We start from the raw sequence: 21,456 nt of genomic DNA, 5'->3' as shown, positions 1-21,456 counted from the left end.
AAATCCCTTATATCATCAGCAGTAAACGGTGTAATAAATGTCCAACCAAAAGCTTGAAATATAGACTAAGTCGGCGTTTATTTAAATCAGCAGGACTTACCAATAACCCCGGTTTATTAACGTAATTACCGGATTTAAGCTTAGTGATAATTCTAAATAAGCTTTTAATGGACAAGATATACAACCCATAGCGAAAAATAGGCGTTATAAAATCCGCTTTTAAAGCTTGAGATAGCCAAAATAACGTACTGCGATCGCTACTACACTGACTACTTTGTCGTGCCAAATACATATAAAAACTACTCTTAGACAATCGATAAAGTGCTGCTGCAATCTCCGGATGCCTTTGTTGAACGTCACCTAGCATCAAACCATGAGACTTAGCCATTTGGCTGTAGTCGCGAGACATACTACTAAGAATCTTGCGATAGCCAATCAGAAATTCCGGCACAACAGCAAATTCATAATGTTCTGCAATTCGCAGATAGAGCTCCCAATCCTCACATCCCTGAGCCTGTTGTGCTTTCAATTGACAGTTGTAGCCACCCACGGTTTCAAAACAACAGGCGCGAATCACAGATGCACTAGCATTGCCTAAAAAGTTATGACATACCAGAGTTTTATAAACCTTTCCCTCTATAATTGAAGCACGGAAATCTCCAGTCAGTAAATTTTTGTCATCAATATCCACCGACCAAGCATAGACCAACCCTACCGCTGGATCTGTTGCCAAGAAGCGTTTCACTTGCTTTTCTAAATTTTGCGGATACCAAATATCATCAGCATCCAGGGGAGCGATATAGTCTCCCTTAGCGTTTTGAATCCCTAAATTACGAGCAGCAGCCACCCCTAAATTTGGTTGTTGTAGTAGAATAACACGCTGATCTTCCTCAGCAATAGATTGAACAATCTCAGCTGTCCGGTCTTGAGAACCGTCATCTACCACTATCACTTCCAGGTTTTTATAGGTCTGAGAAAGAACAGACTGTAATGTGATTTCAATAAACTGCTCTGTATTATAGGCAGGGATAATCACTGAAACCAGTGGTAAGCTATCAACTGTTTTAACAACCGACATTTGGTGATTTAAATTTTATATCTATACTTTTCACAGAGATAAACTGAGCTTTTAATTTAGCTATCAGCGTTTAGCTATCATCAAATGGGCTGACTATCCGCTGACTGCTGATAGCGGATGGCTGACTGCTCAACCTGTAGACACAACCTCTATTACAAGTACAGAGTTACTCAGTCAATTCAGGACTTTTTGAAAAAAAAATCCCTAATGGGGATTATTCGGTAGTTTTGTTAAAGCCAATCAACTAGTTTGTAAAACTTAGTGTAAGCTAATAATTTTAACTAAAATAATGTTAGACTAGTCGAGGGTATTATTGAGATGCAGAGTAACGATTTAATCTCAAAATATCAATCAGTAATTGAAGGTAAACTCTCTAAAGAATGGTTGACTCTGCTAGACTAACTATCTCCGTCATTATCCCCGTATACAACGGAGGGGAAGACTTTCAGCAATGTCTTGCCAGACTATCTCAAGCTGCACCCCCTCCCGATCAAGTGATTGTAGTAGCTGACGGCGATACTGATGGCTCATGGCGTTTAGCCCAAGACTTTGGAGCCACGGTAATTCGATTGCCCACACCAGGGGGTCCGGCTAAAGCCCGAAACCTAGGAGCAAAAGTAGCACAGAGCGATATCCTGTTCTTTATAGATGCTGATGTAGCAATCTATCCGGATACTATTGGTCAAGTGCTGAAAATCTTTAACAATGAACCTAATTTAACCGCTTTAATTGGTTCCTATGACGATGCTCCCGGTGCTGCTAATTTCCTTTCCCAGTACAAAAATTTACTCCACCACTACACTCACCAAACCGCATCTGAACAAGCATCTACCTTCTGGGGTGCCTGTGGCGCAATCCGTCGTGACATCTTTCTTGCCATGGGTGGCTTTGAGGAAAATTATCGTCAACCCTGTATTGAAGACATTGAGTTAGGCTATCGACTCAAGCAAAAAGGTTACAGGATTAAGCTGTGTAAGACTCTACGGGTGAAACATCTCAAGCGCTGGGGCATAATTTCTCTCCTTAGAGCTGACTTTTTCTACCGCGCCTTGCCCTGGACTGCCGTAATTCTCAAGGTTCGCGACGCAAGTCCCGAAAACTGTCGTGAGTTTATCAGTGACTTGAACCTAAAACTGTCTAGTCGTATTAGTGTGGTGTTCGTCTATGCTCTACTAGGTGCTTTAGTTACAGCTTATTGGTGGTCTAGTACTCTGATTGCTATTGCTACCTGTGTGTTTAGTCTTGCCCTGGTAGTACTCAACAGAGCTGTCTACCAATTCTTTTATCAAAAGCGTGGTCTACTATTCACTATAGGAACCATTCCATGGCACTGGCTGTATTACTTTTACAGCGGACTTGCGTTTGCCATTGGTATAGTTCGTCATTGGTTTCAAAAGTACCTACAACCTCGGATATACTTGCCTAAGCTATCAAGTTTATAGCAGGTATCAATTGGTTGAGGTACTTTCGTAATGGGTTTTAGGGAGTAGGGAGTAGGGAGTAGGGAGTAGGGAGCAACGGTAATAAAATTTAATGTACCTCATAAGTATGATAAATGCTATAAATTATTCTTTAAAAATAAACTAAAATAGAGTTTATTTATGAGTATAAAATCATTAACACTAACAGTTACTATCGACGTTTAAAATAACGTTTAACCTTAGGTTTAACCTAGAATTGCGATCGCTATGGAATAAAAATCGATATTTTCCTACTAAGCACTCACCACTAACGCACTCACCACTGACGCACTATTTTTAATCAATGGAACATTATCCCGTAGTGATTACAGGCGCAGGACCGGCTGGTCTTACTGCGGCCTATGACCTGGTTAAACAAGGCATTAAACCTATCGTTCTAGAAAAATCCAATAAAGTCGGTGGTATTGCTCGCACCGAAGTCTACAAAGGCTATCGCTTCGATATTGGTGGTCATCGCTTCTATACCAAAGTAGAAGCAGCACATCAACGTTGGCAAGAGGTTTTAGGGGAAGACTTTATCAAAGTTCCCCGCATGTCACGCATTTATTACCAGGGTAAATTCTACGACTATCCCCTCTCAATTTTTAACACCCTATCGAATCTAGGCATCATTACCAGTGTAGTTATTTTGCTCAGCTACTTGAAGGCAAAAATCAAGGCAAAATTGCGACCTTGGCGTGAACCTGAAACATTTGAAGAATGGGTAAGCGATCGCTTTGGTCGTCGCCTATACAGACTATTTTTTAAAACGTATACCGAGAAAGTCTGGGGCATACCCTGCGATAAAATTCAAGCAGAATGGGCAGCACAGCGTATTCAAAAATTATCTCTAAAAAGAGCAATCATCAATTCTTTGTTCGGAAGTCAAAATAGCAAAAGCTTGATTAAGGAATTTGATTACCCCCTACTTGGACCAGGGATGATGTGGGAAAAATTTCAGCAAGCAGTAGAGAATCAAGGTGGTCAGGTAAGACTGAATACTGTAGTGACTAGTATTCAACGAGATGGTAATCATATCAAAAGCATTACTGCTTGGCAGGATGAAAAAACTATCAGTATCTCTGGAGACCATTTCATCTCCAGTATGCCAGTGACAGCACTGGTTAAAAAACTCGACCCACCTCCCCCACCACCGGTAATCGAAGCAGCTAAATCCCTATCTTATCGAGCTTTTATTATTGTAGCACTGATTATTGATGCTAAAGACCTATTTCCTGATCAGTGGATTTATATTCATAGTCCAGAGGTGAAAGTGGGTCGCATCCAAAACTTTAAGAATTGGAGTGCAAAAATGGTATCGGATCCTAGCAAGACCTGTCTGGGTTTAGAATACTTCTGTAATGAGGGAGATGAAATCTGGAATCTATCTGAGACCAAATTGCTGGATTTAGCCACCCGTGAATTGGCGAGTTTAGGTCTGGCTGATGCTAAAGCTGTAGAGGATGGTACTGTGTTGCGCCAACCTAAAGCTTACCCAGTTTACGACCGTGATTATCGTCAGCATTTACAAGTGATTCAAGATTTTTTAGCAGACTTTGAAAACCTACAAACTATTGGACGTAATGGGATGCATCGCTACAACAATCAAGACCATTCGATGTTAACAGGAATGCTAGCAGTTAAGAACTTACTGGGGGAAAACCATGATCTGTGGCAGGTAAATACTGAGCGGTCTTACTATGAAGAATTTACCACAGAAGAGTTAAAGCAAAAACAGGATTCAGTAGAGGACTCAGTTTTTCAGCCTGTATAGGCTATATAGCAATTATACGACTTGTGAGGTACAAATATCTAGGTTTTAGGGAGCAGGGAGCAGGGAGCAGGGAGCAGGTAAGAGAAACCCACCCGTAACCCCTCCCAGGAGGGGAAGGGAAGAGTCAATAGTCAAACAGTTATGTGTACCTCATGAGTCCTAGAAACGCTATAGGGTTTGTATTTGAGATGTAAACCTGTATGGTCTTTTTTTTACTGTCCAATAAAACTGCTTTTGCCTCTTGCCTCTTGCCTCTTGCCTTTTTCGGCAATTCCTGTGTTTACAACCCAGATACAAATGCTATATAGGCATGTTCTACTTCATCACGACTTGGAATTTTCTACTTATTCCTTGCTACTTGATCGGAACTGCTGTGCTGAATGTACTCCAAGCAGATTCCTTTAAACGAGTTAGCGATCGCATTATTGCAGCAGTGTGGTTGGGAATCGTTGTGCTGTCCATTGCACTGCTAGCAACCTCCCTAGTATTTCCCCTCAATTCCTGGGTAGGCTGGTGTACCGCTGCTAGTCTCAGTTTATTGTCTCTGACATCACAACCTACCCGCGATCAAATTGCTAATCTATTTTTCATCCTGTTTCCCAACCTAGCCTTGGGATTGTTGACCTTAGAATTTGGTGTAGCAGCATTCACCAGCCGACAAGTAACTTGGATTGACACAGGTCTCTATCACTATGGAGCCATCCGATGGTTGTCCGAGTATGGAGCAGTGCCAGGTATCGCCCTGCTCCTTCAGCAGCTTGGTTTTACCTCATCGTGGTTTGCTCTCGCTGCTCCGTTTAACCCTCCAATTTTGGATGCTCAAGTTAGTGCCATCACCAATGGCTTTGCCTTTCTTCTCGCAACAGTACACTTTCTGATTGCTCTAGCTCAACTATTCAGCAATCAAGCACAGCTAAGTGACTGGTTTATCGTCATCTGCTCATTGATTCTACTCCCTCTGCTAGCCATATCCAGTCTGATGTCAGATATCCTGGTATCTCCATCACCAGATATCCCAGTAATTTTGATTACTGTAATCATCGCTTGGGTAATGTTAATCATTGCTCAGCATCGCTCATCATCCGTAACTCAGGAGAAAAATTCTAGTTTTAAAAATAAATTTAACAATAAATTTTACGATGAATTTATCCCACTAATTTTAGCAGCTGGAGCTGTAACTATAAAACTTACTTCTCTACCCCTATTATTAATATCAGTTATTTTTTATACTGTTTTCAGTAGGTTTTGTTTGCAACGACTAGTGATAGGTGGTGTAATCACGAGTTTACTCTTATCACCCATGTTTGCTGTCAATATCGTCACCTCTGGTTGCCCACTTTTTCCATCATCCTTCTTCTGTCTGGATTTACCTTGGTCTTGGACAGCAGAAGACGCTGAGGCAGTTGCTGAAAACACTCGCGGCTGGGGAACCTGGTTTGGCTCACCTCCCCCAAATTCCAATCCCTGGCTTTGGTTATTTTGGCAGTGGTTCAGTTCTAGTACTCTCAATCAAATTGCGACTGGAATAATTTTAATTTCAATTTTATTAGCCATCTATATTCTCCGCACATCAATCATTCATCGCCTCTGGGGTTTGATTTGGGTATTAGGGTTAGCCATTTCGGGAACCCTATTTATGATGCTCTATGCTCCTGTAATCAGATTTGGACTAGGATATCTAATTCTTCTACCTGCTTTATATATTACTATAGTTTTTAATCAAAAAAATGGGAATTTAAATTTCATAATCACTAAAACAATACAGCCATCCAAGTTATGGATAATTCCTAAAATTTTTAGGATAACTAGTTATTTAGCTTTAGCTGTTATAACCTTAGTTATTGTTCTGAATCAAAAAACGTTCTATCGACTGATTCTCCCTCCCCAGATGATGAGGTCAGATTTAGTAAAAAAACAAGTCAATGGTATTAATTATTTTTCTCCACAAGATATCTCTCCAGAAGACTATGAGCTATGCTGGTCTGCCAAACTCCCTTGTGCATTTGAACTAGAAGATAATATCCAACTTCGCGATCCAAACCGTGGTATTAAAGGTGGTTTTAGGAAAGGGAAAAGGGAACAGGGAACAGGGAACAGGGAACAGGGAGTAGGGAACAGGGAGTAGGGAGTAGGGAATAGGGAGTAGGGAATAGGGAAAAAATCCGGCGTTGCTGAATAATAGAATGATTTTAAGAGTAGGTGCGCGCCTCCTAGGGCGAGTAAATCGCCCTTGGGTCGCACCTGTAGAATGGGCATCTTGCCGTGGAATGGGCATCTTGCGTGGAATGGGCATCTTGGTGGAACTGGCATCTTGCGTGGAATGGGCATCTTGGTGGAACTGGCATCTTGCCAGTTTCATGCTTATTTTCGAGCGGGCAGGATGCCCACTCTACTCCTATCCATTACTTGATTCAGCAACGCCAAAAATCCTGTGTACCTTGTAGTTATGAAAAACGCTGTAAGCGGCTAGATTCCTAAATAGAAAAAAGAATACTATAGTCCCTATGCAATACTTCTACCGACTAACTATCTGGTAAGCATTCAGCTATCAGCTATCAGCTTATGCGTTACGTCCCAGCGTCGAAGCCTGTGTCACGCTACTTGAGGTGCTTTTGAATAAAAGAGGTAAGCATTCGTTTAAGCTCTGTTATGTCTGCTGTCAGGGATTCATAAAGCTGACGGCTGACAGCTGACGGCTGAATACTTACGCTGATATTACCTCTTGTTGTAATAGATATTGAAGTGCTTCAATAACTCGGTAGGCAGAAACTTGGTGATGTGTTTCGCTGAGGAATTTGGAAACTACATCACTGGCGATGTTGCCAGAGGTACAGAAATTACAGAGCAAGCGTAAATCCTTAGCAGGTAGGTACATGGTCAATCCCCTTAAGGTTTTGGCAATTTGAGGTGATTCTTGAAAAAGAAGGGGTTGTGAGGGCGCAAGAGTAATGCTACCTCTTCTGCTCTGCCAGAAAGGGGAATTAGACCAACGAGTTTCCATAGCATAGTATTTGCGCCGGTCTTCTAAATACAGTTCAAACTGGTGAAGGGCTTGAGATTCGTAGGTGCTCAAAGCTTGAGAATTACCTTTAAAATAATTTGCGATCGCATCAGCTGCTTTAATTCCCGACTCCAACGCCTTGTGAATACCAGCCGACGATAGGGGATCTAGGGTACAAGCTGCATCCCCAACAGCTAGCCAGCCATCACCAGTGATCTGATCTAAATACTGAGAATAGGCTGGCTGAATCAAAAGCCTGGATTGAGAAGAAGCGTTAGCACTTAATTCCTGCACGTACTGAGTTTTCTGGAGATATGCTGTCCAATTGGGCAATTGCAGGAGTCCATATTGCTGCAGCAGTTTGCGATCGCTCATTAAGCTAACAATCACCCGCTGATTAGGTAAACGAGCAGCATACCACCAACCCAATTCCGTTGCCTCTACTAAAGTGTAGTAATTTTGGGGAGCATCTGTTTCAAAGGTGAAGACACAGGCAACACCAATCAGCTGATCGATCCGGACTGGCTTTGCTCCTTGCCTAATGGCAAATAGGCTACGGCGTCCGCTGGCATCAACCACAAAAGACGCCTTGACCTGAAATTCTCCACGGTCTTTACTACGTAAGCTCAGAAGCCATTTGCCATCCCTTAATTGCTGCCATCTGATCACCTTAGTCTGGCGCATGAGGATCGCACCAACCTCTGCTGCCGACTCCGCCAGAGAAGCATCAAAACGCGATCGCTTTAAATGCCAACCCTGTCTACCAGGATAGAGGAAGAAATCATTAAATCCAAGTTCAGCACTGCCCCAAGCCGAACTACTACCTAAAGATGGCAGATGACCATCTTTTAAAAAGGAGTCCAGCACCCCCAATTCCTTTAAAATCGATTGGGTGTTGGGGGAGATAGTTTCACCAACTCGAAAATCATCCTGCTGAGATTTTTCAAAGATGGCAATCGGTCTTGCTCCCTGTTTCTGGAGAGCAAGGGCAGTGGCAGCCCCTGCAGGACCACCACCGATAATAGCAATATCAATCTCCGAAGGGAGGTGATTAGTCACGAGGTAAGGTTCGGTCTACTTCAGCGTAATAGGGTTTAGGCAAAGTACTAGGCCAATTCTGGTCATAGTGTGAAACTTCCAACACAAATCCCAGTTCATGCCACTTCTGAACCATGTCTACGCCATCGGGAAACATAACGTAATCGCTAGCATTTTGGTCGTAGTCAGTGCCTATCCAAGGCATCTGTCGATCCTTGATACTCTCGTCTGGTCCTTGCGTTTGGAAAGTAGATGTGGGAGTAGGATCGGAATAGACAAAGTATGGGCGCTGTGCAGGCCACCACCAAACAATACGGTCAAGAGGTTGAATAGAACACTCATTGAAATCTGCCTGCCAAGGCAAAGCCATAAACTTGGTAATATCCCCTGGCTCAACACCTTCGTCCAAGTTCATACCCAAGCTAAGGGGCTTATTTTCACTGTAGTTGATTGTTTTCTTGTTAATCCGGAAAGGCTCAGAGTAAATCTTGGGATTCCGTGAAATCCAGGTCATTTCGATTCCAGGAGAAAAAGCCCCTCCCACGCAGTTTTCCAAGCTAGCACAGGTAAGCTCTTGACCAGGATCTGCTACCTGAGGGGTTGGTGGTGTAATGTTTTCAAAGTATCCCTCTACCCACTGCTGAAGCATGAAATATTGGGTGTCTGTCAAGGTCAGATACTTCTTTGACTTCTGGCTGGAACCAGTGGCATCGTCTCCTGCCAAATAGGGCATCATCGGATAGCCAGTTTTCGGAGATTTCAGCGTATTTTTCTGGTCTGGTGCCCGGATTTGGTCAAAAAAGTATGCCCGTAGACCGTTGTAGTCTTGACTGGTATTTCCTAGTAAATCAGAGTCAAAGGTATGGGGTTTGGGCGGTATGGCAACTACCCAGGGCATCATAGAAGCATGGTCGAGAATGGGTTTGATGTCCGCCTGGAAGTTCGGTTTGTAACCCGTAGAACCCTTTTTCCAAAAACTATCCTCGTAAATATCTGGGCGGTATTCCATCTCCCGCACCGCCACATCAAAGATGGTATCGTACAGGGTGACCATATTGACAATCTCCGGGGCATAAGCAGGTGGTCCCACCAATACCCAAGCAGGAGATGCTTCTTTTTGAGTGCTGTCGGCAAAGGTTATTGTTGCAGAAACTGGTCCGTCGGAGGTATCATCCCACCAATAGTCATTGTTAGCATAATCCGTAATCTCTGGTTTTGCGTTGCTCGAACCAGCTTTACCGTATCCTCCTACTACGATCAGTTTACCATCAGAGTCAATTAGTACCTTTCCTAAGGAACTAATGGTCACGGTTGTGCTAGAACCATCATATAGTGGCTCCGGAGGATAGCGACTAGGATAACCAGCAGGTTTAGTTGCCTCGTTGAATTCCTGGGGAGCTGATGGCAGAGAAGTTGATGGTTCTAACGATAAGGTTCTGTAACCGAAATCGATGAAGAGATATGTCCGGTCTCCTGAATGTTCTGAATAATTACTGTTACGTAAAGGATGATTGGAAGCGTATCCATTTTCACCTTTTATAGTCTGGAACTCGTACCAACTAGCTTTTTTATTAGCTAAATGAACAGTCCAATCAATACTACTTATACCCAGAGAATCCATATTTGACTGAGTAACTTCTGTTACCTCTATCAATGTACTCTCATCTTCTGAGTAGGTGTATTTATAAAGGCGAAAACGGACTGCTTGGCGACGCAGTCTGCTCTGACTATCTCGGAAGTCAGTTTTTTGAAACTCACTTCCATCTGGCTTGATGGGAAGTCCTCCTCTTGTTTCTGGTTCTAGATAATACTCTTCGCTGTTACCAACACGAGCAATACCGATTGCAGGATGAATTTTATACTTAACTACCATTTTTCCTCCTCCTAGGATTATCCTCCATTTTTTGGGCAATACTAGCCATACTAGGGATAGCAGCACTACCAGCACTAGCACTATCAGCAATAGTTTCAGCATTTAAACTTGCTCTACTTGGGGTTTTATCAAAGGCTTGACAAGCGCTTCTCTAATCACTTCTCTACAAGTGCTTCTCTAGGGGAGTTCCCTCGATTTTTTTGCTGATTTTTTGAAGAGCTTCATCAAGTTTATGCCAAGTATCTGCCATGGCCCGTGAGACTTCATCCTGAGAAGACTTATCCTTAGGTAAGAGGGATTGAAGACATTTCTTTTTCAAGTTACTGACCTTAGCAGTAATTTCCTGAAGAGTTATTGATGTATATTCAAAACAAGGACCAGCAGTAGGACCAAGAGTTGAGTTGGTATCTGCCGAAATTGGAGTTTTCATTAACTGAGTGATCACGGTGGGAAATACACCCTGCATCAGCTCAACAACAGTTGTGAAATAGGCTTGAGTGTCTGTATTGTCGGCAAACGCTTGTTCCAACGCTCGGATCATCAGACTGTAGTCATCTTGGAAGTGACTAGCAAGCTCTTCAGCAGGTGTCCCTGTAAACTTCGCTATTGAGGGATTGGGCAACATCGGATAAGCTGATGGCAGGGGAATTTTCCCATCTGCGATATCCCTGAATTTAAAGTAATGAGATAACTCGAATGGAGTCCCTAGAATTGGACCGTAGGTACCATCGTTACGATGACCATATCGGTTATAGGTTCCATAGGGTTGCTTAGGCCGATACTCTGTGGTAGGAGGAGTTGCTCCTTCTCCCTGTTGTACGATTTGCTCAATTGCTTGCTCAGCAGTTTCGAGATTGGTTACTGCGATCGCTTTTCCACCACCGCTGCCAAAGTAGTAGTTAGTTTTCTGATGCTCAGGAGTTCCGGAAAACAGAGCTGCACTACCTATATTGGCGTCGAGATACTCAAACCCTTCTTTAATGGCTTGATAGATTTGCCCAATGCTGGTAAATTTCTCCCCTTGTGCTGGCAGGGGCTGATTAGACTGCATCGGTTCCTCAATCGCCATGAATGTCTGTTTGATTAATTCTGGAGATGCTGCCAGAATTTGCACATACGGACCCTCGTAGAAATTCGGCAATATATAGGTAGGATAGGTAATTTCCGAAATGTAAGGAACCGGAGCATTAACCAGACCATTAAACGGATCACTAGCTGGTTTGACGAATAGAGGAGTATAACCGATAGCCAGTAGCAAATTGCATACTAAATTAATATGCAACATTTCCTCCAACGCCACACTTCTGATGATTTGATAGGCTTCAGCTGATTTATCTTTCATGGAATAAACAGCTGTCAAATAGGGAGGAATGGTCGCAAACTCTAGATACAATGCTGCCTGAAGAGAACCCCTCAGCTTTTCCTTCGTAATAATTGCTTCATAGGTCAGTCGTAGAGGTTTTTGTACAGAAACTGTCATTCTTATCGCTCCTGTTGCCCTGATAGATAAAAGAACCTAGATCGCCTCAGGAATTATAGCATGTATCAATAGATACGAGAACTTAAATTTATTTAATAATTCCACGATCTATGAGTAGAGAGCTTTATAGCCCCAGGGTTTGGATGAATTTACGACAGGGTATGGTAGCGCAGGTTTTACAAGTGCTATATTTGATGTTTTTCAGTTGATATCTGAAACTGGAATCGATAGAAAAAGCGATGCAGTACTGTATAAAATAATTTATTAACTTGCTGTTAAGTTCCCTAAGACGGCATTCAATCCCTGAATTTACTAAGTTTATAGCGATTATCATAGGTAAGCTATCAGCTAATGGGCTAGATCACAGGCTAGAAGCCTGTGCCACGCACGCTACGGGAACAGCTATCAGCTATCAGTTAAAGGCTGACCGCTGACCGCTGACCGCTGAATGCTTACACAACACCAATATCCTCATTCCAAAGTTTAGAGTTATTCAGAATAAAGTCTTGCATTAATTGATAGCAACTATCGTCGTTTAAAACCTCAACAATCACACCTCTAGAACGGAGTAATTCTTCCTCACCTAAAAAAGTTTTGTTTTCCCCAATCACAACATGAGGGATCTTGTACAACAAAATAGCACCAGTACACATACTACATGGGGATAATGTAGTGTACAAAACTACATCTTGATAAAAAGAAGCAGGTTGAGAGCCAACATGCTCAAGAGCATCCATCTCGCCATGAAGGATTGCACTACCTTTTTGGACTCTCCTGTTGTGTCCACGCCCTACAATTTTACCGCCCTTAACCACAACTGAACCGATAGGTATTCCTCCCTCTTGGAAACCCATCTGAGCTTCTTTAAATGCTGCTAGCATAAACTGATTTACCATTCTACCTCATCACTCTGACCTACTGCATCTTGCCTATATATTACGACAAAAACTATCCTATTTTTAAATCGATGGCTACCAAACAGTTGAGACGGCCATAAAATAACAGCAAATTAATAAAATACTCTTTGTTGCTAATTTCTAAGGGATTCAGCTTATGCGCTACGCGAACAGCTAATGGTTACTATCACTCCACCCCCTCCAATAACAGAGCTACTTGTTCAGGTGCAGGAAGTTGATTCTGCAATTGTTGTGGTAACGTTGAAACTATTCGATAAGTAGCAACACCAATGGGTTTGTTTGACTCTTTCAAGGCATATTCCACAATGGTCTTATCCTTAGACTTGCACAGAATAATTCCTATGGCAGAATTCTCCTCTTCTAGCCTCACTTTGTCATCTAACGCTGCCAAATAAAACTGCATCTTGCCTATATATTCTGGCAAAAACTCCCCTATTTTTAAATCGATGGCTACCAAACATTTTAGATGGCGATGAAATAACAGCAAATCAATAAAATACTCTTTGTTGCTAATTTCTAAGCGATACTGACTGCCAATGAAAGCAAACATTCCTCCCATTTCCCGTAAAAATGGTTCGACCTTGGCTAGAATTGCTTGCTCTAACTGACGCTCACTGTACTGATCGGCTAGCTCCAAAAAATCAAAGATGTACTCATCTTTAACGGCTAACTTAGCTTGCTTACGAATATCCTCGGAAACTGTCTGTTCAAAATTCGTTTGATTCAGCAACGTTTTCTCGTAGGTTTGATTCTCTATTTGGTGAATCAAAACATTTTTTGTCCAGCCAAATTTCCGCGTCATCCGGATATAAAACTCTCGATGTAAGTCATTTTTACACTTTTGCATAATCACCAAATTATGACTCCAAGCAATTTCTGCAACCATTGGTTGCAGTTTTTCATTTTGAGAGTAGGTGAGATATAAATTGCGCATATTCCAGATATTACGAACCGAAAAGCCACTGATACCTGGAAACTTCGCTTGTAAGTCTTTTGCTAGTTGTTCTACGACTGACTTACCCCAGGTTTCTCCCTGTTGACGGGTCACAATTAACCGTCCAATATCCCAATAAAGAGTAATTAATTCCTTGTTGACTGCTTTGAGGGATTGGTACTGGGCCTGGCGAATGCGCTCCTTGACTTCTACTAGTAGTTGCCGATACTTCCCTGAATCCAAGTCACTCATCTGGTTTCCGATTCAACAACATTTGTCCAAAAGGTGATCTTGACACTCCCCGGTCTAAAGACGCGGGGATTCTTCACTCAACGATCTAACTTGCGTATAGCTGGCCGGAACCAGGAAGAGTAGAGGTCGGATCTCCTGAAGCGTTTAGGTTTTTGACAACCCAAGTTCCGGTGTGCCCCACCGTACTCAAGGCTCTTTTTAGGATATTTATGGCGGCATTGTGTTCGCGAAGCGGTTCCGAAGGAACATCTCTATCAAGTTCACATCCACATTTACAGGTGTGAGTCCTAGTTGATAGAGACTTTTTAACAACCTCACCGCAGTTGGAACAATTTTGGCTGGTATAGGCGGGATTTACTGCAACCGTTACCTTTCCAAATTTTGTGCCAAAATGCTCCATCCATTTCCTGAATTGATACCAACCTGCGTCATTAATAGACTTAGCAAGACAATGGTTTTTAGCCAGATTTTTTACCCTTAAATCTTCATAGGCAACCAGATCGTTAGATCGGACTACGCAACGCGCCATTCTCTTGGCATGTTCTTCACGCTGCCTACTTATTTTAAGGTGATGTCTGCCTAGTCTATTAATGGCCTTTTTACGGTTAGATGAGCCTTTCTTTTTTCTAGAAACTCTGCGCTGATAGAACTTAAGGCGTTTTTCTCCCGTCCTGTAAAAACGGGGGTTAGGTTCAGTGTTACCAGTGGAATCAGTATAGAACTCTTTTAGTCCAACATCCAGGCCGACAGCCGTTCCAGTTGGTTCTAATTCTTCTTTGATGTCAACTGAAATACAAAACTGGACATAGTAGCCATCAGCTCGACGGACTATCCGAACCCGCTTAATCTGTTTTTTATCGAAACGCCATAAGTCCCATGTACCTTTAATTTTGAGTTTTCCAATCCCCTTCTTGTCACTAAATGTAATTGACTTCTTGTCAGGGGACAACTTCCAGCCAGACTGTTTATACTCCACTGAACGGCAGTTTTTCTGGAATTTAGGAAAGCCTTTTTTGCCGGGTACCTTTTTCTTACAGTTATCAAAGAACCGAATGATTGATGACCATGCTCTTTCGGCACTAGACTGACGAGCTGTAGAGTTCAACTCATTAGCAAAAGGGAAATTATTGGCTAGAACTGCACTGTATTTGTTAAGGTCAAATTTATTAACCCCTTTATTGTCCATCCAATATCTGAGACAACTATTGCGAATGAATTTAACAGTCCGAATAGCCTCATCAATAGCGAAATATTGATGTTTATTTCCTTTCGCTTTAAACTCTAGTATGATCATCAGCTTCGACCTCAACTGTATCCATTTTTATTCTACAACACCTAGACTAAGATTCCGGATTTTTAAAGAATATTTTTCACAGGCGGCTAAAGCCGCTATTCGCTTTCATCCCCGGTCTAAAGACACGGGGTTTTCAGCGTTTCGATTTTTATAACAAACCTAAAGCAGTCAGCGGTCAGCGGTCAGCGGTCAGTCATTGGCCTTTGGCTGATAGCTGATAGCTGACCCCTGACTACTTAGTTACCCATTCAATTTTCGGTGTTGCTGATTCTGGGTATGATTGAGCCCCCCTAGCCCCCCAATTTTGGGGGGAACAAAACTCTTAAAGTCCCCCAAAGTTGGGGGATTTAGGGGGCTTGCCCAAAACCAAAAGATCCTGCATTGATACTTCAATTCAGCAACCCCCAATTTTCCCTCAAATCCTCTGTCGAGAATCCTCAATATCATTCCTTAGCTCCTCTAACTTCCCTTGTGCCTCTGGATCTTCCAAATTTAAAAGCTTTTGATAAATTCCCTCAGCAGCCTCTAGCCGCTCAACCGCTTCAGCAAACTCTTCTAGGTTGTGGGCAATCTCACCAAGCTGTTCTTGAATTTCTGCCTGCAATGGCAAATTATTAGCCTTTTTGGCCAGTGCCAGGGCTGTGCGGTAACGCTGCTGAGCCTTCCGCTTTAGTTCAATGCGCTTATACATGTCAGCTTGGAGCTGATAAATGGCAGCATTGTCTGTACCAGCTTTGATTCTTGTTTCTAAAACCTCAATGGCATTCTGATTGAGACAAGTGTTGGGATAATTTAGATCTTGGCAAGTGCTGTGATAAAGATGAGCTTTGCCCTGAGCTTTGGCATCTGCATCCAGATTTTGTGTCTCAATCTGAGCTAGGTTTTTCTTTAGCTCCTGTTCCTGCTCATCCGTCAGCAGGGTAATGGTGGGAGCTGGCTCTTGATTGGGATTTTCAGGTGAAGACACACCGGTACTAGCAGTTACCACAATAAAATAATCCCGATCCCGTCGGAGTTGGGAGCTATCAGGATAATCAACTATGGGTTCAGATACCCGTTTTTCCCACACTGGTGTTGCCAGATACTTAATAGTAACATCATAGTGGGTGGCTTCTTTCACCCCATGCCAGCGCAGGGTCAGGGGTTGATTAGGACGTAGTGCTGTATTCCTAGGACTGATCAGGTCGGGAAGGTTTTCGTTTCCTATGCCACGTCCAGGTGGAAGATCATCTCCCGGTTGGAACAATATTCCTGAATTTGAGCAACCTTCAGACACCTTAAAAGCTGTTCCTACAGGAACTTGCCAATTACTGAGATTATTGCAGGAAACTGTAGCAGAGGACTGAGGGTTTTTGACCCAGATCTGGTCTGTGAGCTTGAGGCGATCTCCTTTGTAAGCCCGACGATAACCAAACCACAGGCGACGTTTCACTTGAACATCTCCTGTGACAGCTGCGATGTAGTAGAGACCTTCAGCCGGAATAGTTGCTGGAGCTGCGATCGCGATTAGAACCGTGGAAAGTAGGGAGATGGAGAATAGACGTTTCCAAATCATGGCCTTTGTTTCTGTTGTTGAGCTTTCTGAATACGTTGATTAGCTAGATGTAACCAGGTGTCTTCTTCTGGAATCCAAGGATTTCCTATTCCTAAATCATTAGTTAGATCCAGCAATTTGTTTGGTTTTGAAATCCTGGGATTTCCGATGATTAAATTGCGACAATGTTCCCATTGCTTGAGAGATTTATTGGGAGCTTCAGGTTTTTCCTGGCGTTCAAGTACCTGAGCTAAAATACAAGAGGCAGAGGCACGATTGGGCAGATATTTGGCCACATCTGGATCCTTGGCAATGTTGATAGCTTTGTCCAGGGCAATTTTAGCTTCATAATCCCGGTTTTGTTTGAATCTTACCCACCCTAGATTTTTATATAAATTGTATTTATCCTGTGGATAAACTGATTGCTTGGTGGTAAGTTTTAGACCTTCAACTAAAAGGTTTGCCGCTTTAGGATAGTCCTTTTCTAGAATGTAGAGTCTGGCCAAGTTGTTGTATGCCCTAGGAATTTTGCCACTTACCGCCAGTTGGTACTCTTGCTTTGATTTCTTGAGCTGTAACCAGTCTTCATAGACTACGGCCAGTTTGTAATGGGCGTTAGCATTATCAGGATCAAGGGCAATCGCTCTTTGGTAGTTGGCTTCAGCACTACTAAGCTCACCTGCTTTATAGTGGTCGAAGCCACGTCGATCGTAAATACCTGAAATCCTGGGTAGGCTATACCAAAACCCTAGCAATCCCAACAGTAGAGCGATAGTGGAGAGAAACTTAGTTTCAGCATGAAGAAACTTGGGCACTTTCCAACTAATCAGCAATTCCTCAAAACCTTTTTTCAATGCTTCTGAGAAATCGTTATCTTTTTGGTCTTCTTCGGTAAGGTCACTTTTGGCTTTCAGCAGAGTGATCAGAGTTGGTACAATGATCGCGGAAGTGCCAACCACATCGAGACCACCACTTAAGAAACGACTGGCAATGTTGACTAGCAGAGCCAGACTCACACTCCAACTTCCAAAGGTCAGACCCTTAAACACCCAGTCGTAACGATCTAGGGGATGAGGAGGACGCTGTTGATCCAGATACCACCACCAGCCCTTAGGCTTTGCGGGTAGGCTGTGGCGATAGGTAGAAAGTTCGAGAGCTTGGTCAATCCGTTGTCCCTGTTGTTGGAGTTGGGCATCTAGCTCATGGATGCACTCTAGAAGCTCTGCAGGTATGAAGGGTTCCTGAGTGAGGGCATTGTTGAGTGCATCTCTGGCACACAGAATCTCTAGAGCTTGTTGATCAGTCAAGGGAGAATCTGTGGCTAGGGACTGGAGGGCAGCTCGATATTGACTTAGCACCAATGTATGATAGGGCATGCTCTTGGGTGTGACTTATAGCGGTTTGCGACTTTTTTAAATACATATTTATGGTTTTTTAGGGAACAGGGAACAGGGAATAGGGAACAGGGAACTCTGCAAATCGCTATATAGTGTTTGTATTTGAGATGTAAACCTAGGAGGTCTAGTTTTATTGGACAATAAAACTCCGGATCTCTTGCCCCTCTTGCCTCTTGCCTTTTGCCTCTTGCCTCTTGCCTTCTGCCTTCTGACTTCTGAATGGTTTCCAGTTACCAGAATTGATGAAAGCTGCCCAAAAATAGGGGTGCTGGTATTTTGGATTTTTTTGCCCCATCTCTAGTTGAGCCTGTCTCATGGCCTCGCTACGTCCCAGACCCTGATTTAACTTCTTATAGTAGGAGACCATCAGCTCTTTAGTAGACTGATCGTTCACTTGCCAGAGGCTGATCACCTGGCTTTGGGAACCAGCTAGCACCAAGGCTCGCCGCAAACCATAGACTCCTTCTCCTTGAGAGAGTTCACCTAGTCCCGTTTCACAGGCAGAGAGTACCACCAACTCACTACCGTAGAGATTCAGCCCCGATGCCTCCGAAGCTGTCAGTACTCCATCCTGGATTACATCGGCAAGGTTGCCACTCTGATAATTCTTAACCCCAGCCAGCACTAGTCCAGACTTGAACAAAGTCAGCCTAGACTGCAATCGGGGATTTTCTGCCACCAGAGAGTCAACCTGTTGATTGCCCTCAAAGAAGCCATGAGTGGCAATGTGCAGAATACTGGGACGATGGGCTTGCTTGATCACCGCTTCAGTTGCCTGTCGCCCAAGCCGGAGTTGAGCTTGGGGTAAGATTTCAGCAATGGCTTCAGCTTCATCTCTGGTTCCTGGTAGAGGCGGAAGCTTACGCTGGGGCCAATTCCCGGAACGGGTAGGGTTTTGAGGTAATTCAACCGTTTCACCAGGTTTTCCGAAAATCGGGGCAGCAATCAGCACTGGCGGCTGCTGAGGTGGGGCTTGAACAGGGAAACGCAGCACGTCTCGCCCGGAGGTAAGGTAGGTAAAGGTCAAGTTTTCAATCAGGAATTGGTTATTGTGATCCACCAGGGCTTCAAAGGGAATCAAGTTGAGAGCCCCATCCGGTGAAATGATTAAGTGATTGCTATTACCAATTTGTGCTCGGATCGGAGCCAGTATCGCTTTCTCTAATTTACGAGCAGCGTCTTTAACTTGGGAAATATGTATTCCAGGACTGCGGATAGCAGCGGTAAAATTCTTAATCAGTGGGTCTATTTCCTCTGCTGGTCCCAAATCAATGCCTTGAAAACTACCATCAGAGTGTAAAGTATAGACGGCATAGCGGGGCTTGCCCCATAGCTGATTTGGAGGAGCTTTGGGCTTGAAGGGTTTGTATTGGAAGAATTCAATCAGAACTGCATCAGGGGGCAGTTGAGCTTGCACAGCTTTGAGGGTAGCGACTTGAGTGGCCTTTCGGAATACATCACTCTTTTCCGAAAGATCCTTCTCTTGAGTTTTCTTTTTTTTCGTTAGTTCTTCGAGTTGGGTTTTATAGTCATCGGGAGACTGATTACCGGGACCTTGATTGTAGAGTTTTCCCAGTTGGCTGTTAGTTTGGTTGAGTTCGTCGAAGCGTTGCTGGTCTTCAGGGGTAAGGTTTTGCCGCAAGCGTTGCCAGCTATTGGTGGTAGTATCCAGAATACGACCTTTACGACGCAAGATTGTGGTTAGTGCTAAACGGGCTGCCTTTTGATGGTTGGGCTCTTGTTGGAGATGGAGGGAAATAGTTACATCTGTTGTATCAGAGATTGTGTTGAGATAGTCTTGTTTTTCAGACTCAGAGCCAGTCCGCAGATTGTCGTCGAGGTTTTTTTCTTCTACCTTTAACCCTTCAATTAGGAGGTTGAGAGCAGACGTAGGGTCTCCCTGGGCCCAGTCGAGTAATGCCAGATTATTGAGGCTTATTGCCACATCGGGATGGTCTTGACCAAGGAGTTTTTTCCTCAGTGCTAAGGCTTGTTGATACAGGGGTTCGGCTTCACCATATCTCCCCTGTGCCCAGTAGAGTCCAGCCAGATTATTGAGGCTGGTTGCCACATCGGGATGGTCTTGACCAAGGAGTTTTTTCCTCAGTGCTAAGGCTTGTCGATAGAGGGGTTCGGCTTCACCATATCTGCCCTGCCTTGAGTAGAGTGCAGCCAGATTATTGAGGCTTATTGCCACATCGGGATGGTCTTCACCGAGGCGTTTTTTCCTCAGTGCTAAGGCTTGTTGTAAGAGGGGTTCGGCTTCAGGATATCTGCCCTGCCTTGAGTAGAGTGCAGCCAGATTATTGAGGCTTATTGCCACATCGGGATGGTCTTCACCGAGGCGTTTTTTCCTCAGTGCTAAGGCTTGTCGATAGAGGGGTTCGGCTTCACCATATCTGCCCTGGCTTTCGTAGAGTGCAGCCAGATTATTGAGGCTTTCTGCCACATGGGGATGGTCTTGACCAAGAAGTTTTTTCGTCAGTGCTAAGGCTTCTCGCAAGAGGGGTTCGGCTTCACGATATCTGCCCTGGCTTTCGTAGAGTGCAGCCAGATTATTGAGGCTGGTTGCCACATCGGGATGGTCTTGACCAAAGAGTTTTTTCGTCAGTGCTAAGGCTTGTTCATAGAGGGGTTCGGCTTCAGGATATCTGCCTTGGCTTTGGTAGAGTAATGCCAGATTATTGAGGCTGGTTGCCACATCGAGATGATCCTCTCCCCAGATTTCTTGCCGAATCTCTAATGCTTTCTCAGCTAGGGGAATCGCTTCTGAGTACTTTCCTTGCTGATAAAGCTCTTCTACTTGCTGATTGAGTTGAGAGGCTTCTGTTAGGGATAACTCTTCCGCTGAAGCTTCTCGCCCACTGAGTCTGTAGCGTCCTCTCTCTTCTGGTTTGTCAGTTGTGACAATTACTGTGTAGGTACCTGTGCTGGGTAAACTCAAACTCACTCTAGCATTGTTCCCTTCTCCCCCATCATTATCTTCTGCTATCTTTTCCTGTTCGGGGTCTACCAAAATTAAGTAAGCATCAAACTCACTGCTGGTTAGCTCAATGGTAATCGCTTCCCCGGCTTTACCAGAAAAAGTGTGAATCTGAAAATACCTCCCGTTGTCAGCAGTATAACTTTCCAGATCCAAAACACCATTGATGGTCGATTGCTTCCCTTCACTCCCTGGTAAAGTGGGTTGTTGAGCAATGATACTTTGCCCCCAGCTAGACCTAGGGAAAGCCACTCCCATTGCCATCACACCGACAACGGTGGCTAAAATAGCTGCTCCCTTAACAGATAGGTTTTGATTCATTTTCTGAACACCGTTTGAGATACCCAATGAACCTCACGAGAGGAAGTGGGAGTGATACAGTAGTGTGCCACTCACTATTATTCTTCCACTGAAATTATAGCTATTGGGATTGATAGTAAC

At 43.6% G+C, this 21,456-nt stretch carries 14 protein-coding genes and 1 pseudogene; 4 read left to right on the top strand and 11 right to left on the bottom strand.

From position 1 onward, the window contains the following. Window positions 1-7 precede the first annotated feature (7 nt). Entirely contained in the window at window positions 8-1,078 is a 1,071-nt protein-coding gene (locus F6J90_RS39405; protein WP_293107125.1) for a glycosyltransferase family 2 protein, read from the bottom strand. A 380-nt stretch (window positions 1,079-1,458) separates the two neighbouring features. Here F6J90_RS39405 and F6J90_RS39400 point away from each other — a divergent pair, with 380 nt between their 5' ends. The 3 genes from F6J90_RS39400 to F6J90_RS39390 all read left to right on the top strand — a co-directional run bounded on the left by F6J90_RS39400 (window position 1,459) and on the right by F6J90_RS39390 (window position 6,437). Then, entirely contained in the window at window positions 1,459-2,520 is a 1,062-nt protein-coding gene (locus F6J90_RS39400) for a glycosyltransferase (protein WP_293107123.1), read from the top strand. A gap of 322 nt (window positions 2,521-2,842) precedes the next feature. Beyond that, window positions 2,843-4,312 (top strand): NAD(P)/FAD-dependent oxidoreductase, encoded by a 1,470-nt coding sequence (locus F6J90_RS39395; protein WP_293107120.1) that lies wholly within the window; start codon window positions 2,843-2,845, stop codon window positions 4,310-4,312. A gap of 310 nt (window positions 4,313-4,622) precedes the next feature. After that, window positions 4,623-6,437, top strand: a complete 1,815-nt coding sequence (locus F6J90_RS39390) for a hypothetical protein (protein ID WP_293107116.1) — start codon at window positions 4,623-4,625, stop codon at window positions 6,435-6,437. On the opposite strand, the gene F6J90_RS39385 is transcribed toward F6J90_RS39390, so the two are convergent. Next, window positions 6,321-6,587: a hypothetical protein gene (locus F6J90_RS39385; protein ID WP_293107113.1), complete on the bottom strand. Its 267-nt coding sequence runs from the start codon at window positions 6,585-6,587 to the stop codon at window positions 6,321-6,323. The genes F6J90_RS39390 and F6J90_RS39385 overlap by 117 nt on opposite strands. Here F6J90_RS39385 and F6J90_RS39380 point away from each other — a divergent pair. Beyond that, window positions 6,580-6,756 carry a hypothetical protein gene (locus F6J90_RS39380; protein ID WP_293107110.1) on the top strand — a complete coding sequence of 59 codons (177 nt, stop codon included), beginning with the start codon at window positions 6,580-6,582 and terminating at the stop codon, window positions 6,754-6,756. The two genes, F6J90_RS39385 and F6J90_RS39380, sit on opposite strands and share 8 nt — an antisense overlap. A 260-nt stretch (window positions 6,757-7,016) precedes the next feature. Here the strand turns inward: F6J90_RS39380 and F6J90_RS39375 are convergent, their stop codons facing one another. The 9 genes and pseudogenes from F6J90_RS39375 to F6J90_RS39335 form a co-directional block, all read right to left on the bottom strand. Further along, window positions 7,017-8,372 (bottom strand): tryptophan 7-halogenase, encoded by a 1,356-nt coding sequence (locus F6J90_RS39375; protein WP_293107108.1) that lies wholly within the window; start codon window positions 8,370-8,372, stop codon window positions 7,017-7,019. Further along, the gene (locus F6J90_RS39370) at window positions 8,365-10,326 is read right to left on the bottom strand and encodes a LodA/GoxA family CTQ-dependent oxidase (RefSeq protein WP_293107105.1); all 1,962 of its coding nucleotides are present in this window, start codon (window positions 10,324-10,326) and stop codon (window positions 8,365-8,367) included. Before F6J90_RS39370 ends, F6J90_RS39375 begins: the two co-directional genes overlap by 8 nt. A gap of 61 nt (window positions 10,327-10,387) precedes the next feature. Further along, on the bottom strand, window positions 10,388-11,704 hold the full coding sequence (locus tag F6J90_RS39365) for a ferritin-like protein (RefSeq protein WP_293107102.1): 1,317 nt from the start codon (window positions 11,702-11,704) through the stop codon (window positions 10,388-10,390). Window positions 11,705-12,156: 452 nt separating this feature from the next. After that, on the bottom strand, window positions 12,157-12,600 hold the full coding sequence (locus tag F6J90_RS39360; protein WP_293107099.1) for a nucleoside deaminase: 444 nt from the start codon (window positions 12,598-12,600) through the stop codon (window positions 12,157-12,159). A gap of 187 nt (window positions 12,601-12,787) precedes the next feature. Further along, complete coding sequence (locus F6J90_RS39355) at window positions 12,788-13,807, bottom strand: PDDEXK nuclease domain-containing protein (RefSeq protein ID WP_293107096.1); 1,020 nt, start codon at window positions 13,805-13,807, stop codon at window positions 12,788-12,790. Window positions 13,808-13,861: 54 nt separating this feature from the next. Continuing rightward, window positions 13,862-15,101 (bottom strand): annotated as a pseudogene (locus F6J90_RS39350) (transposase). 415 nt (window positions 15,102-15,516) lie between these two features. Continuing rightward, on the bottom strand, window positions 15,517-16,656 hold the full coding sequence (locus F6J90_RS39345; RefSeq protein WP_293107093.1) for a tetratricopeptide repeat protein: 1,140 nt from the start codon (window positions 16,654-16,656) through the stop codon (window positions 15,517-15,519). Then, window positions 16,653-18,011 (bottom strand): tetratricopeptide repeat protein, encoded by a 1,359-nt coding sequence (locus tag F6J90_RS39340; protein WP_293107090.1) that lies wholly within the window; start codon window positions 18,009-18,011, stop codon window positions 16,653-16,655. The genes F6J90_RS39345 and F6J90_RS39340 overlap by 4 nt, the downstream gene beginning before the upstream one ends. A gap of 151 nt (window positions 18,012-18,162) precedes the next feature. Further along, window positions 18,163-21,336, bottom strand: a complete 3,174-nt coding sequence (locus F6J90_RS39335; protein ID WP_293107087.1) for a tetratricopeptide repeat protein — start codon at window positions 21,334-21,336, stop codon at window positions 18,163-18,165. Between the last annotated feature and the right edge of the window lie 120 nt (window positions 21,337-21,456).

This window comes from Moorena sp. SIOASIH, assembly GCF_010671925.1.
Classification (GTDB): domain Bacteria; phylum Cyanobacteriota; class Cyanobacteriia; order Cyanobacteriales; family Coleofasciculaceae; genus Moorena.
Note: the sequence above shows the minus strand (reverse complement) of the source record. Positions and strands in the feature narration are given on the sequence as shown.